Annotated in this window: 12 protein-coding genes; 4 read left to right on the top strand and 8 right to left on the bottom strand. The window is 69.4% G+C overall.

The window, feature by feature from the left end:
- Nucleotides 1-98: 98 nt before the first annotated feature.
- Nucleotides 99-1,613 (bottom strand): YifB family Mg chelatase-like AAA ATPase, encoded by a 1,515-nt coding sequence (locus QMX80_RS15100; protein WP_282277888.1) that lies wholly within the window; start codon nucleotides 1,611-1,613, stop codon nucleotides 99-101.
- A gap of 10 nt (nucleotides 1,614-1,623) precedes the next feature.
- A complete protein-coding gene (locus tag QMX80_RS15095; RefSeq protein ID WP_055773016.1) occupies nucleotides 1,624-1,878 on the bottom strand; it encodes an accessory factor UbiK family protein in 255 nt (84 codons plus the stop codon).
- Between the two features lie 176 nt (nucleotides 1,879-2,054).
- On the opposite strand from QMX80_RS15095, the gene QMX80_RS15090 reads away from it, so the two are divergent.
- Together QMX80_RS15090 and QMX80_RS15085 are read left to right on the top strand one after the other, a co-directional pair.
- The gene (locus QMX80_RS15090; protein ID WP_054662546.1) at nucleotides 2,055-2,393 is read left to right on the top strand and encodes a P-II family nitrogen regulator; all 339 of its coding nucleotides are present in this window, start codon (nucleotides 2,055-2,057) and stop codon (nucleotides 2,391-2,393) included.
- Nucleotides 2,394-2,405: 12 nt separating this feature from the next.
- Nucleotides 2,406-2,765 (top strand): DUF6404 family protein, encoded by a 360-nt coding sequence (locus QMX80_RS15085; protein ID WP_282277886.1) that lies wholly within the window; start codon nucleotides 2,406-2,408, stop codon nucleotides 2,763-2,765.
- Between the two features lie 208 nt (nucleotides 2,766-2,973).
- On the opposite strand, the gene QMX80_RS15080 is transcribed toward QMX80_RS15085, so the two are convergent.
- Together QMX80_RS15080 and speE are read right to left on the bottom strand one after the other, a co-directional pair.
- Entirely contained in the window at nucleotides 2,974-4,455 is a 1,482-nt protein-coding gene (locus QMX80_RS15080) for a serine hydrolase (RefSeq protein ID WP_282277884.1), read from the bottom strand.
- A gap of 238 nt (nucleotides 4,456-4,693) precedes the next feature.
- Nucleotides 4,694-5,551 (bottom strand): polyamine aminopropyltransferase, encoded by an 858-nt coding sequence (gene speE / locus QMX80_RS15075; protein ID WP_282277882.1) that lies wholly within the window; start codon nucleotides 5,549-5,551, stop codon nucleotides 4,694-4,696.
- Nucleotides 5,552-5,823: 272 nt separating this feature from the next.
- Here speE and speA point away from each other — a divergent pair, with 272 nt between their 5' ends.
- A complete protein-coding gene (gene speA, locus QMX80_RS15070; RefSeq protein WP_282277881.1) occupies nucleotides 5,824-7,722 on the top strand; it encodes an arginine decarboxylase in 1,899 nt (632 codons plus the stop codon).
- A 160-nt stretch (nucleotides 7,723-7,882) separates the two neighbouring features.
- Here speA and QMX80_RS15065 read toward each other — a convergent pair whose 3' ends face one another.
- The 4 genes from QMX80_RS15065 to radC all read right to left on the bottom strand — a co-directional run bounded on the left by QMX80_RS15065 (nucleotide 7,883) and on the right by radC (nucleotide 12,379).
- The gene (locus QMX80_RS15065; RefSeq protein ID WP_282277880.1) at nucleotides 7,883-8,635 is read right to left on the bottom strand and encodes an SDR family NAD(P)-dependent oxidoreductase; all 753 of its coding nucleotides are present in this window, start codon (nucleotides 8,633-8,635) and stop codon (nucleotides 7,883-7,885) included.
- Between the two features lie 255 nt (nucleotides 8,636-8,890).
- Complete coding sequence (locus QMX80_RS15060; RefSeq protein ID WP_282277879.1) at nucleotides 8,891-9,760, bottom strand: SPOR domain-containing protein; 870 nt, start codon at nucleotides 9,758-9,760, stop codon at nucleotides 8,891-8,893.
- A gap of 19 nt (nucleotides 9,761-9,779) precedes the next feature.
- Nucleotides 9,780-11,468: an arginine--tRNA ligase gene (gene argS, locus QMX80_RS15055; protein ID WP_055773037.1), complete on the bottom strand. Its 1,689-nt coding sequence runs from the start codon at nucleotides 11,466-11,468 to the stop codon at nucleotides 9,780-9,782.
- Between the two features lie 236 nt (nucleotides 11,469-11,704).
- Nucleotides 11,705-12,379, bottom strand: a complete 675-nt coding sequence (radC, locus tag QMX80_RS15050) for a DNA repair protein RadC (protein ID WP_055773041.1) — start codon at nucleotides 12,377-12,379, stop codon at nucleotides 11,705-11,707.
- A 95-nt stretch (nucleotides 12,380-12,474) separates the two neighbouring features.
- Between radC and coaBC the strand changes: the two genes are divergently transcribed.
- On the top strand, nucleotides 12,475-13,269 hold a 795-nt coding region (gene coaBC, locus QMX80_RS15045; RefSeq protein ID WP_282277877.1), incomplete at its 3' end, for a bifunctional phosphopantothenoylcysteine decarboxylase/phosphopantothenate--cysteine ligase CoaBC.

Genomic DNA, 13,269 nt, shown 5'->3' with positions numbered 1-13,269 from the left:
GGGCGTTGCCCCGCTCTACAGGGAGGTGGGGTTCTGTAGCGCCGGGCGACGCCCGGCGGGGCTTGCCCGGTAATGCCTCAGCGGGGCGTTGCCCCGCTCTACAGGGGGTGGTCCGTGGGGCTGCGATCCAGCTGGCGGTAGCCGATGGCCTCGGCAAGATGCGCGCGTTCGATGGGGGCACCGCCAGCCAGGTCGGCGATGGTGCGGGCCACGCGCAGGATGCGGTGCATGGAGCGGGCCGACAGCTGCAGGCGTTCCATGGCCTGTTCGAGCATCGCCTGGTCCGGGCGGGCCAGGGCGCAGTCGCGCAGGGTCTGCCCGGGATCCAGCCGGGCATTGGGTTTGCCCGCCCGCTGCAACTGGCGGATGCGGGCCTGCGCCACACGCTCCCGCACGGTGGCGCTGCTTTCTCCGGGTGGCGCATCGCCGTGCAGTTCGGCCGGCGCCAGCCGTGGAACCTGCAGCTGCAGATCGATGCGGTCCAGCAGCGGACCGGAGATACGGGCGCGATAGCGGGCGATCGCGTCGCCGGAGCAGCGGCAGCGTCCGCTGCGGTCGCCGGCCCAGCCACAGGGGCAGGGGTTCATGGCGGCCACCAGCTGGAAGCAGGCGGGAAACTCGGTGCTGCGTGCCGCCCGCGAGATGGTGACCACGCCCGATTCCAGCGGTTCGCGCAGGACCTCCAGGGCCTGTCGTTTCCACTCGGGAAGTTCGTCGAGAAAAAGCACGCCGTTGTGGGCGAGCGATACTTCGCCGGGTCTGGGGAGCGGGCCCCCGCCGACGAGCGCCATCGCGCTGGCCGTGTGATGGGGAGCTCTGTACGGCCGTTGCCGCCAGCGCGCCGGGTCCACGCCATGCCGGCCGGCCGAGGCGACGGCGGCGGTTTCCAGCGCTTCGGCCTCGCTGGCTTCGGGCAGGATGCCGGGCAGCCGCGAGGCCAGCAGGGTCTTGCCGCAGCCGGGCGAGCCGACCAGCAGCAGATGGTGTCCGCCGGCCGCGGTGATTTCCAGCGCGCGCCGTGCCTGCGCATGGCCGCGCACATCGGCAAGGTCCGGGAGTGGAACCGGTTCCGTGGTGGCGACCTGCGCATCCGGCAGTGCCTTCTCGCCGGACAGCGCCGCGCAGACTTCCAGCAGGGTGCGCGCGACCTTGACCGTCGCCTGCCGGGCGAGCGCGGCTTCGTCCGCGTTGTCCGGTGCCACCACCAGGGTGCGCTGTTCGCGCGCTGCGGCAAGGGCGGCCGGCAGCGCGCCATCCACGCCGCGCAGTTCGCCGGTCAGTGCCAGCTCGCCGATGAACTCGTGGCCCGCCAGCGCCTGCCGGTCGATCTGCCCGCTGGCGGCGAGGATGCCGAGCGCGATGGGCAGGTCGAAGCGGCCCCCCTCCTTGGGCAGGTCGGCCGGGGCCAGATTGATGGTGATGCGCCGGGCAGGGAACTCGAACTGCGCGCAGAGGATGGCCGCGCGCACGCGGTCGCGCGATTCGCGCACCGCCGCTTCCGGCAGGCCCACGATCTGGGTGCAGGGCAGACCGCCGGAGAGGTGCACTTCGACCCGTACCGGCGGCGCATGCACCCCGGCGCGGGCGCGGCTGTGCACCAGCGCCAGGCTCATGGCCTGCGCCTCAGGCGTCGCTGGCGGGGCGCTTTTCCAGTGCGGCGACGGCCTGTTCCAGCGCGTCCAGCTTCTCGCGGGTACGCAGCAGCACCGCGCGCTGTACCTCGAACTCTTCGCGGGTGACGAGGTCCAGCCTGGCCAGGCCGGCCTGCAGGGCGCTCTTGAAGGTGGCCTGCAGTTCCTCGCGCGATTCGCGCAGTCCCGGTGGCACCAGGTCGCTCAGGCGGCGGGCCAGCGCATCGATGTGGTTCAGGTCGATCATGGGAAGTCTCCGCAGGGCAGGCTGGCAGGTTAGGCGCCGCCCGCAAACGCGGCCATCGGGCTCTTTTGCGTGGGGACGTAAGGATAATCCCCTGGTGCCCGCGGCGGCACGCCGGGCCTGCCCGGTCGGGGCCGGGCAGGCTATCCTTCACCGGCACACCGACAGGGAACCGACCGATGAAAATGATCATGGCCATCGTCAAGCCGTTCAAACTGGACGACGTGCGCGAGGCGCTTGCCGAGCGCGGCGTGGCCGGCATCACCGTCACCGAGGTCAAGGGTTTCGGCCGCCAGAAGGGCCATACCGAGCTGTACCGCGGCGCCGAGTACGTGGTCGATTTCCTGCCCAAGGTGAAGATCGAGGTCGCGGTCACCGATGCCCAGGCCGACGAGGTGGTGGAAGCCATCGTCAAGGCCGCCGGCACCGGCAAGATCGGCGATGGCAAGGTGTTCGTCTACGACCTGGGCAGCGTGGTGCGCATCCGCACCGGCGAGCTCGACGCCGACGCGCTCTGAGCCAGGGCGGCCATGGACGGCGACTTCGGCCGGCACCTGCAGCGGGCGCTCGTGCTGCTGGACGGCAAGGGGCTGCCGCGCGGTACCTCCGCGCCGTTGCTGTACCGGTTGCTGTGGAAGCTGGGCTTCCGCGTGCCGCCGCCACCGATGGCGGGTTTCGCCTCCACCGCCCTGCTGACCGGCGCCTTTTTCGGTCCGGTGTGGGGCCTGGCGATGTGGCTGATGATGTGGCGCCGTTCGCAGATGCCAGTGGGCATGGTGTTGTTGGCCATGGTGCTGGCGGGCGTGCTGTTCGGTCTGGCGATGGGACTGCATGGGCGCAGGAATGCGCGCCGGCGCGGCATTCCGCTGTGGCGCGATTTCCAGGGCTGATCCTGCCGGGCAGCCTGGCGCAGTGATGTGTGGCAAATGAAAAACCCGCGTCGCCGCGGGTTTTTTCTGGACGAAGACCGGGCTTCGCCCCCCGATGTCCTGGCCACGAAAGGCGGGCGGGCCAGAAGCGGCGATCTGGCGTAATGGCTCTTTGCAGGAAGAGATCATCAGGACGGGGCGACCGCATGCCGGGAGGCATCGGCATACCTCAATCGCTGCTCTCCCCGGGTTGTTTGTCCGCCTCCATTTCTTCCAGCGCAGCGCGGGCGCTCTGGCTGGCCGGATCCAGCTTCAAAGCGGTCTGATAGCTTTTGCGCGCCTCATCCAGGCGCCCCGCCGCCCGGTATGCCTCACCGAGACTGTCGTAGGTATTGGCCGAGCCGGGATACGCTGCCACGCCCCATTCGAATACTCTGACCGCCTCGTCCTTCCGGCCAGCGCGAAGAAACTTGTAGCCCAGCGCGTTCAAGGCCTTCTCGTTGTGGTCGTAGTCGTCGCGACGCGGCCCCAGGCCTTCATAGGCCGCGGCCATGGCCGGGAGCCCCTGGCGATAGGCGATCGGGGTCAGCAGGTCGTCCAGGCTCCGCTTTGCCGGTTGCATCGGCTTGCCGTTGAGAACCTCCATGAGGTCCTGGCCCATCGCCACCACAAGCGAACCCTGCCAGAAGTTGTCGAGGATGATGACGCAGTCCTCATGCGACTCGGACCGCAGGTAATAGCTCTGGTAGCCCGGTACGCTGCCGGTGTGGGAAACAACCTGCAGCGTGGCGCCATCGGGCAAGGTCCAGTCATCGACGTTCCATCCGAATCCATAGCTGGAGGCCTGCACGGTCAGCATCTTCCGCCGCGTGTCATGGTTCAGCAGGCGCTCGCCGTACAGCGCCCGATCGAAGCGGTAGAGATCATCGACCGTGCTGTAGATTCCCGCCGCCGCGAACGACACGCTCGGGTCGATCCATTGCGGGTGCACCAACGTGCCTTCCGCCGTGCGGGTGTAGCCTTCGGCGAGCCGTTCCTGCACCGAACTGCCGTTGAAAAGACCACTGGAAGCCATGTCCGCCGGGGCGAATATCCGCTCCCGCAGGTTGTCCGCAAGAGACCGCCCCGTGGCCTGTTCGATCAGCAGGCCGAGCAGGAAAAAGCCGTTGTTGTTGTATCGCCACTGCTGGCCCGGGTTTTCCAGAAGCGTCGGTCTGATCCACTCCCGCGCGAAGTCCATCGGCGCATAGCTGCGGCGTGCGGCGGTCTGCCACCACGGGTCGGTGTAGCGCCCGGGGATGTCCGCAAGCCCCGAGGTGTGGCTGAGCAGCTGGGCCACCGTCACTGCCGCGGCGGGCGTCCCGGCATAGAGCGCCGGCAGGTATTCGCCCAGTGTCCCCTCCAACCGCAGCTCGCCCTGCTGGATCAACTGCATCGTGAGCGTGGCGACCAGCGGCTTGCTCAGCGAACCGACCCGATAGCGCCCTTCCACCCGGTTGGGCGTTGCCCATTCGACGTTGGCTTGGCCATAAGCGGCGCGCAGCAGCACCTGGTCTCCCCGCGCCACCAGCACTGTCCCGTTGAATCCACGGTGATCGGCGTAGCTGTCGACCAGGCGGCGCAGTTCATCGGCAGTAGGAGGCTGCTTCGCCAGGGCGACTGCGCTGCACATCAGCAGGACGAAACCACACACCCGGGCAATGGGACGCATCGACTGACCTCAATTGGCGAATCCGCCTGAAACTATCTCTTGACTACATATGTAGTCAATGGGTCGTTCGGCGCCGCTCGAGAGCCGCTTTGGGCGAGGTGCTGGGCTGTGCGGGGTGAGGGCTGCGCACGGCAGGAGAGTGGACCCGGGTGGGGGCGTGGGGTACCGGAAGAACAATGAAAACCCCGCGCCGGTGGCCGGCGCGGGGTGCGGTACGGTACAGCGATGCAGTGCGGGCTTACTCGCCCAGTGCGTTGGCCACGAACGGCGGGCTGACCAGCACGCCGGTGTGCAGCGGGGCGGTGTAGTACAGGGTGTCGAAGGGCTTGGCGGCCGAGTCGGCCTCGCGGAAGCCGAAGCCGAAACCGGCCTGCTTGCTGGCCACGGTCACCGACCACCAGCCGGTCGGGTAGCACGGCTGCGGGAACGGCAGGGTCTTGAACGACTGGAAGCCGGCCTTGCCCATTTCCATGCGCATGTCCTTGATCAGGTCCAGCAGCGCCAGCGGCGATTCGCTCTGCTGCACCAGCAGGCCGTCGTCCTTCAGGGCGCGGAAGCAGCTCTCGAAGAAGGCCTTGTTGAACAGTCCCTCGGCCGGGCCGACCGGATCGGTGGAGTCCACGATCACCACGTCCACGCTGCCCGGGGCGCAGTTGGCCATGTAGGCCACGCCGTCGTCGAACAGCAGCTCGGCGCGGGCGTCGCCGTTGGATTCGCACAGTTCCGGGAAGTACTTCTCGGCCATGCGGGTGACCTGCTCGTCGATATCGCACTGGGTGGCGCTCTCCACGCCCGGGTGCTTGAGCACCTCGCGCAGGGTGCCGCAGTCGCCGCCGCCGATGATCACCACGCGCTTGGGCGCCGGGTGGGTGAACAGCACCGGGTGGCTGATCATCTCGTGGTAGAAGAAGTTGTCCTTGGTGGTCAGCATCATGGCGCCGTCGATGACCATCAGCTTGCCCCAGTCGGTGCTGTCGTAGATCTCGATCTTCTGGAACGGCGACTGCACCTCGTCCAGCTTGCCGGTGATGCGGAAACCGATGGCCGAGCCGGTCGGCTGGAAGTGTTCGATGAACCAGTTTTCGTTGGTGGTCATGGGGGATCCTGAGTGCTGGGGGCCGGCCTTCTCCGGGCGGAAAAGCGGCCACGAAGGAAAGGATGCGGCCGGGTGGAGCCTGCCACGGGCAGGTTTCACCCGGGCTGACGTCCAGGCCGATCGTTCTCCCCGGGCAGAGGGGAGGTGGCGCGGGCGCGGATTGTAACGGACCGCCGCCCCGCAGGCGTTAGAATGCGCGCCTGCGCCGCACTGGCCCGACCGTTGCGGCAGACGATCAACGCGTCGCCACGCGCCAGATACAGTAAATAGCCATGACCCTCAGCTGTACCTGGTCCCTCGACCAGGCCCGCAAGACCTATTCGATCCCGCACTGGTCCGACGGTTATTTCGACGTCGATGCCGCCGGGCATGTCGTGGTGCGCCCCACCGGCGCGCAGGGGCCGGCCGTGTCGTTGCCGGAAGTCGTCGATTCGGCCCGCGCCGCCGGCGCCAAGCTGCCGCTGCTGGTGCGCTTTCCGGACATCCTCGGCCAGCGCCTGGGCAAGCTGCAGGCGGCGTTCGCCCAGGCCCAGCGGGACTGGGACTATGCCGGCGGCTATACCGCGGTGTATCCGATCAAGGTCAACCAGCACCAGGGCGTGGCCGGCACGCTGGCCTCGCACCACGGCGAGGGCTTCGGCCTGGAGGCCGGTTCCAAGCCGGAGCTGATGGCGGTGCTGGCGCTGTCGCGCCCGGGCGGACTGATCGTCTGCAACGGCTACAAGGACCGCGAGTACATCCGCCTGGCCCTGATCGGCCGCAAGCTCGGCCTGCAGACCTATATCGTCATCGAGAAGCCGTCCGAGCTGAAGCTGGTGCTGGAGGAATCCAGGGCGCTGGACGTGAAGCCGGGCCTGGGCGTGCGCATGCGCCTGGCCTCGCTGGGTGCGGGCAAGTGGCAGAACAGCGGCGGCGACAAGGCCAAGTTCGGGCTGTCGCCGCGCCAGCTGCTGGACCTGTGGAAGTCGCTGCGCGACACCGAGTACGCCGATTGCCTGAACCTGCTGCACTTCCACATGGGCAGCCAGATCAGCAACGTGCGCGACATCGCCAACGGCATGCGCGAGGCCACCCGCTACTTCGTCGAGCTGTCGCGGCTGGGCGCGAAGATCAGCCACGTCGACGTCGGCGGCGGCCTGGGCATCGACTACGAAGGCACCCGTTCGCGCAGCTACTGCTCGATCAACTATGGCCTGAACGCCTACGCCAGCAACATCGTGCAGCCGCTGGCCGAGGCCTGCGAGGAGCACGCGTTGACCCCGCCGCGCATCATCACCGAGTGCGGCCGTGCGATGACCGCGCACCATGCGGTGCTGATCGCCAACGTGTCCGAAGTGGAGCAGGCCGCCGAAGGCCGCATCCCCGAGGCGCACGATGACGAACCGGCCGCCGTCCGCCACCTGCGCGAGATCCACGGCGAGCTGGACCAGCGCCCGGCGGTGGAATTGTTCCAGGAAGCGCAGCATTTCCATGCCGAGGGCCTGAGCGCCTACGCGCTGGGCCAGATCGACCTGCCGCAGCGCGCGCGCATCGACGACCTGTTCTACGCCATCGCCAATGGCGTGCGTGCGCGCCTGAGTTATGACGAGAAGAGCCATCGCCCGGCGCTGGACGAACTGAACGACCGCCTGGTCGACAAGTACTTCGTCAACTTCAGCGTGTTCGAGTCCATTCCCGACGCCTGGGCGATCGACCAGGTGTTCCCGATCATGCCGATCCAGCGCCTGGACGAGCGCCCGCAGCGCCGCGGCGTGATCGCCGACATGACCTGCGACTCCGACGGCATGGTCAAGACCTATGTCGAGAACGAGAGCCTGGACAGCTCGCTGCCGCTGCACGCCGTGCGCCATGGCGAGAGCTACCGCATCGGCTTCTTCCTGGTCGGCGCCTACCAGGAAATCCTTGGCGACATCCACAACCTGTTCGGCGACACCGATGCGGTGGAAGTCACGGTCGATGACAGCGGTTACCGCATCGCCCAGCAGCGCCGTGGCGACACCACCGACGTGATGCTCGACTACGTCGGCTACCGGCTGGACGACCTGCGCGCGGCCTATCGCCAGCGCGTGGCCGCCGCCAACCTGCCGGCCGCGCGCGCAGCCGAGCTGGATGCGGCGCTGGAAGCCGGGCTCACCGGCTATACCTATCTGTCGGACGAGCCGCTGGGCTGAAGGCAGGTCCCCGGCGAGGCTGCGGCAATCGCTGCAGCCTCGATGGCACCGGGGCGGTCGCGTCGGTGGCAGCGCACCGTCTGATCGCCGCGCGACGCGCTTCATTCCGGCCTGAGCGCCCGTTCACCGCCCGGGTGGCAGCGCACGGGCGATGGCGGCATCAGCTCCCGCGCGCGATCTGGAAGCCGGCGAACGACTGGCTGACCGGCATCAGCTCGAGGCGATTGATGTTCAGGTGCGGTGGCAGGGTGGCGACCCAGAAGATCTGCTCGGCGATGTCCTGCGCGGTCATCGGGTTGGCGCCCTTGTAGAGCTGGTCGGAGGCGGCCTGGTTGCCATGGGTGCGCACCAGGGTGAACTCGGTCTCGGCCATGCCCGGTTCGATCGCCGTCACGCGCACGCCGGTGCCGTGCAGGTCCGCGCGCAGGCCCAGCGAGAACTGGCTGACGAAGGCCTTGGTGCCGCCATAGGCGTTGCCGCCCGGGTACGGATGGATGGCGGCGGTCGAGCTGATGTTGATGATCGCGCCGCGGCGCTCGATCAGCCGCGGCAGCAGGCGATGGGTGAGGGTGACCAGCGCGGTGATGTTGGTGTCGATCATCGTGCGCCAGTCTTCCAGGCTGGCGTGCTGGGCGGCGGCGGTGCCCTGTGCCAGCCCCGCGTTGTTGACCAGCAGGTCGATGTCGCGGAATCCCGCCGGCAACGCCGCCAGCACCGCTTCCATCGCCGCGGTGTCGCGGATGTCGAAGACCGCCGCGTGCACCGTGTCCGCACCGAACTCGTCCACCAGCGGTTGCAGGCGTGCGGCGCGGCGGCCGGTGGCGATCACTTTCCAGCCGGCACCGGCAAAGCGGCGCGCCGCAGCGGCGCCGAAACCGGACGTGGCGCCGGTGATCAGGACGGTCTTGGACATGACGGGTTTCCAGGGAAAGGGGCTGTCGATTTTCGCACCTTCGCGGGCCACCGGCGCCGGTGGATGCAGGACATGACCGACCTGGCGCATTCCGCCAAAGCCCCAGCAGGGCAAGCCCCGCACCTGCGCAGGCAACCGGAGAAACAGCCCCCTTGAGTCAAGGGGGCGCGCCGACAGGCGCGGGGATGTGGAGGTAACGGACACGGGGCCCAAGGTTTGCTGTGCAAACCTTGGGGTAATTCCGCCTTCGCGGAATTACTGCGCCTTGATCGCCATCGCCTGCAGGCCGCTGCCGTCGAGCTTGGCCTTGGCTTCGGCCAGTTCGCTGGCGGTGCCATAGGGGCCCATGCGCACGCGGTAGACCGTGTTGCCGTTGATCTGCGCCGATTCGACGCGTGCGGCCAGGCCCATCATCGCCAGTTTGGCCTTGGTGGCCTCGGCGTCGCCGGAGGCACCGAAGGCGCCGGCCTGCAGGATGTAGCGGACGTTGTCGTTGCCTGCGGTGGCGACGCTGGCCATCGCAGCGGCGGCTTCAGGCTGCTTCTGCGGGGGCGTCGCCGCTGCCGCGGGGGCCGTGCTGGCCGCCTGCGCGGTGCGGGCCGGGGCCGTGTCGGTGGCCGCCGTCTGCTGGCGTGGCGCTTCGGTGATGGGCGCGGGCAGGGGGGCGGCGGCCGGCGGTACCGCACGGCCTTCCAGCGCGGCCTGCGCGCGCTGGGCTTCGCTGGTCTGCGCCGTACGCGCGGCCTGGGCGCGGCGCTGTTCCTCGGCGCGGGCGCTGGCGGCCAGTTCGGCGTCGGACATCTGGACTTCCTTGCCCGGCAGCAGGGTGTAGAAGTCGTACTGGGTCGCAGCCGGCTTTTCCGCCGGCTGCGCTCCCGTGCGCGCGGCCGGACGCGGCAGGTCCGCACCGGCGTCGATGTCGGCATCGGCGACCGGCGCCGGCTGCGCATCCGGGTTGGGCTGCGGGCCTACCCGCAGGAAGCCGTCGCCCTCCTTCTTGAACAGGTTCGGGGCGGCCAGGAACACCACGGCCGCGATCGCTGCGCCGGCGACCAGCCATACCCAGCCGGGCGTCCCGTTGCCGCTGTTGCGCCGGGCCTGGCTCTTGCCGCGTCGTGCTGCCATTTCTGCTGCTTCTCCTTGCTTACATCTTTTCCGGCGCGCTTACGCCCAGCAGGCCCAGGCCGTTGGCGAGCGTCTGGCGGGCCGCGCCGGCGAGGGCGAGGCGGGCGTTGCGCGTGGCGGCATCGTCCACCAGCACCGGCGTCCCGTGATACCACGTGTGGAAGGCATGCGCCAATTCACGCAGGTACTGCGCGACCAGGTGCGGCTCCAGTGCCACGCCGGCGGCTTCGACCACTTCCGGGTAACGCGAGATCTCGTTCATCAGCTCCAGCGAGGCGGCGTCGTCCAGCTGCGCCAGTGCGGCCAGGCCCTGCGCCTGGTCGTGGTCCAGGCCCTTCTCCTGCGCCTGGCGCAGCAGCGAGCAGACGCGGGCATGCGCGTACTGCACGTAGAACACCGGGTTGTCGTTGCTCTGCTGGCGCGCCAGGTCGATGTCGAAGGTCAGCTGCGAATCGGGCTTGCGCGCGATCAGGAACCAGCGCACGGCGTCGCTGCCGACCTCGTCGATCAGGTCGCGCAGGGTCAGGTAGCTGCCGGCGCGCTTGGACAGCTTCACTTCCTCGCCGCCGCGCATCACCGTCACCATCTGGTGCAGCACGTATTCCGGCCAGCCCTGCGGGATGCCCACGCCCAGCGCCTGCAGACCGGCGCGCACGCGCGCCAGCGAGCCGTGGTGGTCGGCACCCAGTTCGGTGATGGCGCGCTCGTAGCCGCGCTGCCACTTGCTCAGGTGGTAGGCCACGTCCGGCAGGAAGTAGGTGTAGGTGCCGTCGGACTTGCGCATCACGCGGTCCTTGTCGTCACCGAAGTCGGTGCTGCGCAACCACAGCGCGCCACCTTCCTCGTAGGTGTGGCCGGAGGCGACCAGCTGGTCCACCGTCTCGGCGACCTTGCCGTCCTTGTACAGCGAGCTTTCCAGGAAGTAGATGTCGAAATCCACGCCGAACGCGGCCAGGTCCAGGTTCTGCTCGTTGCGCAGGTAGGCCACGGCGAAGCGGCGGATGGCCTCGAAGTCCCCGGCATCGCCGGCACCGACCACCTGGCTGCCTTCCAGTTCGACGGTCTGGCCGAGCAGGTAGGCCTTGGCGACGTCGGCGATGTACTCGCCGTTGTAGGCCTCGGCGGGCCACTGCGCGTCGCCCGGCTTGAAGCCTTGCGCGCGCGCCTGCACGGAGCGGGCGAGGTTCTCGATCTGCACGCCGGCGTCGTTGTAATAGAACTCGCGCCTGGCGTTCCAGCCGTTGGCTTCCAGCACGCGCGCGATGCAGTCGCCGATGGCGCCGGCGCGGCCGTGGCCGACGTGCAGTGGGCCGGTCGGGTTGGCCGAGACGTATTCCACGCCGACATTGCGGCCGTTGCCGCCCAGGTTGCGGCCATAGTCGGCGCCTTCGCGCAGCACGCTGGCCACTTCGCGCTGGAACGCCACCGGCGCCAGTTTGAAGTTGATGAAGCCCGGGCCGGCGATCTCGACGCTGCTGACGTCGTCGCTGGGCGGCAACGCCGCGACCAGCGCCTGCGCCACGGCACGCGGGTTGCTGCGCGCGGCCTTGGCCAACAGCATCGCGGCGTTGGTGGCGAAGTCGCCATGCTCGCGGGTCTTGGGTCTTTCGACCACGAAATCCGGCGGCAGGGTGTCGGCAGGCAGGGTGCCGTTGGCGCGCAAGGCTTCGATGCCTTGGCCGATCAGGGCGCGGAGTAGGGATTTCACGTGACTGTCTGCTTGGAGCGCGGAACTGCGCATTTTACCCGACCGACGGGGCAGCTGCTTCCGGGGCCGGCCCGGCGGTCAGCGAAGTCAACGCGGGGTGCAGGAGCGGGCTGTGGCCTGCGTCCGGGGGAAGCAGCATGCGAGGAATGTCCGCCTGCGCTACCGGCCGGCACGGACCCGTGGCGGTTCTCCGCAGCAGGTGCGGCGGTTCCCCGGCACGCGGGGGCCGGGTCCTGCTACATCCAGCCACGGGCCGCCAGGGACACCGGCAGGCCGTCGCCGATGACGAAGTGGTCCAGCAGCCGGATCTGCACCAGGGCCAGGGCTTCGCGCAGGCGCAGGGTGACGGCGCGGTCGGCCGTGGAGGGCTCGGCGTTGCCCGAGGGATGGTTGTGGCCGACGATCACCGCCGCGGCGTTGTGCGCCAGCGCCCTGCGCACCACCTCGCGGGGATGCACCTCGGCGCCGTCGATGGTGCCGCGGAACAGTTCCTCGAAGGCCAGCGCCCGGTGCCGGGTGTCCAGGAACAGGACCGCGAAGACTTCATGGGACTGGGGCCGCAGCCGCTGGACGAAGTAGCGGCCGGCCGAGTCCGGGTCGGTCAGGGTGGTGCCCCGCTTCAGGTCCGAGGCCAGATGGCGCTGGCCCAGTTCCAGCGCTGCGACCAGCCGGCAGGCGCGGGCCGGGCCCAGCCCCGGCACCCGCATCAGCTCGCGTGCGCTGCGGTCCAGCAGCTGCCGCAGCGGGCCATGCGTCTGCAACATCTCGCGCGAGGTCCGTATCGCATCCTGGCCGGGCAGGCCCGAGCCCAGGAAGATCGCCAGCAGCTCCGCGTCGGAAAGGATGCGGGCCCCATGTGCCAGCAGCTTTTCGCGGGGGCGTTCGGAGTCGGGCCAGTCGCGGATGTGCATGGCCTCAGGATGAGCGCGGACCATGCGCAAGGTAATAAGTCGTAACGGACCCTTCGGGTAAGCTAAAGATTCTTGTGCAGGTAGGATTTCCCAAAGTGACCGGCTTTCCCCACAGTGTCCATGCGCCGTCCCGGCCGCTGGACGGACAGAAGCTGCTGCTGTGCGTCGGTGGCGGCATCGCCGCCTACAAATCGCTGGAGCTGGTGCGCCGCCTGCGCGACGCCGGCGCCAGCGTGCAGGTGGCGATGACCGATGGCGCCCAGCAGTTCGTCACGCCGTTGAGCTTCCAGGCGCTGTCCGGCCAGCCGGTCCGCACCACCCTGTGGGACAGCGCCGCCGAACAGGCCATGGGCCATATCGAACTGGCGCGCTGGGCCGACCGCGTCGTCATCGCGCCGGCCACCGCCGACCTGCTGGCGCGGCTGGCGCACGGCCATGCCGACGATCTGGTCAGCACCCTGTGCCTGGCCACGACCGCGCCGCTGACGGTGTGCCCGGCGATGAACCACCGGATGTGGCTGCACCCGGCCACGCAGGCCAACATCGCGCTGCTGCGCGAGCGCGGCGTGCAGGTGGTCGGGCCGGAGGACGGCCCGCTGGCCGAGGGCGAATCCGGCCCCGGCCGGCTGAGCGAGCCGGAGGCGATCGTCGCCGCGCTGGCCGGCAATGCCGCGCCCACGGCGCCGGCCGCGCCGGACCGGCTGCACGGCATGCGCGTGCTGATCAGTGCCGGCCCCACGTATGAAGACCTGGACCCGGTGCGCTACGTCGGCAACCGCTCCAGCGGCAAGATGGGCTATTCGCTGGCCGCGGCCGCGGGGGGCCGGGGGGGGGCGGGGGGGGGGGGGGGGGGGGCGGGGGCGCTGGCGCCGCCCCCCCGCCGGGCGCGG

It is taken from the genome of Stenotrophomonas sp. PS02297 (assembly GCF_029959705.1).
Classification (GTDB): Bacteria; Pseudomonadota; Gammaproteobacteria; order Xanthomonadales; family Xanthomonadaceae; genus Stenotrophomonas; species Stenotrophomonas nitritireducens.
Note: the sequence above shows the minus strand (reverse complement) of the source record. Positions and strands in the feature narration are given on the sequence as shown.

Bases quoted from the DNA above. Each gene is read 5' to 3' on its own strand.
- QMX80_RS15090 (WP_054662546.1), top strand. From the start codon at position 2,055: ATGAAAATGATCATGGCCATCGTCAAGCCGTTCAAACTGGACGACGTG.
- QMX80_RS15095 (WP_055773016.1), bottom strand. From the start codon at position 1,878: ATGATCGACCTGAACCACATCGATGCGCTGGCCCGCCGCCTGAGCGAC.
- speE (WP_282277882.1), bottom strand. From the start codon at position 5,551: ATGACCACCAACGAAAACTGGTTCATCGAACACTTCCAGCCGACCGGC.
- QMX80_RS15065 (WP_282277880.1), bottom strand. From the start codon at position 8,635: ATGTCCAAGACCGTCCTGATCACCGGCGCCACGTCCGGTTTCGGCGCC.
- speA (WP_282277881.1), top strand. From the start codon at position 5,824: ATGACCCTCAGCTGTACCTGGTCCCTCGACCAGGCCCGCAAGACCTAT.
- QMX80_RS15085 (WP_282277886.1), top strand. From the start codon at position 2,406: ATGGACGGCGACTTCGGCCGGCACCTGCAGCGGGCGCTCGTGCTGCTG.
- QMX80_RS15100 (WP_282277888.1), bottom strand. From the start codon at position 1,613: ATGAGCCTGGCGCTGGTGCACAGCCGCGCCCGCGCCGGGGTGCATGCG.
- QMX80_RS15060 (WP_282277879.1), bottom strand. From the start codon at position 9,760: ATGGCAGCACGACGCGGCAAGAGCCAGGCCCGGCGCAACAGCGGCAAC.
- QMX80_RS15080 (WP_282277884.1), bottom strand. From the start codon at position 4,455: ATGCGTCCCATTGCCCGGGTGTGTGGTTTCGTCCTGCTGATGTGCAGC.
- radC (WP_055773041.1), bottom strand. From the start codon at position 12,379: ATGCACATCCGCGACTGGCCCGACTCCGAACGCCCCCGCGAAAAGCTG.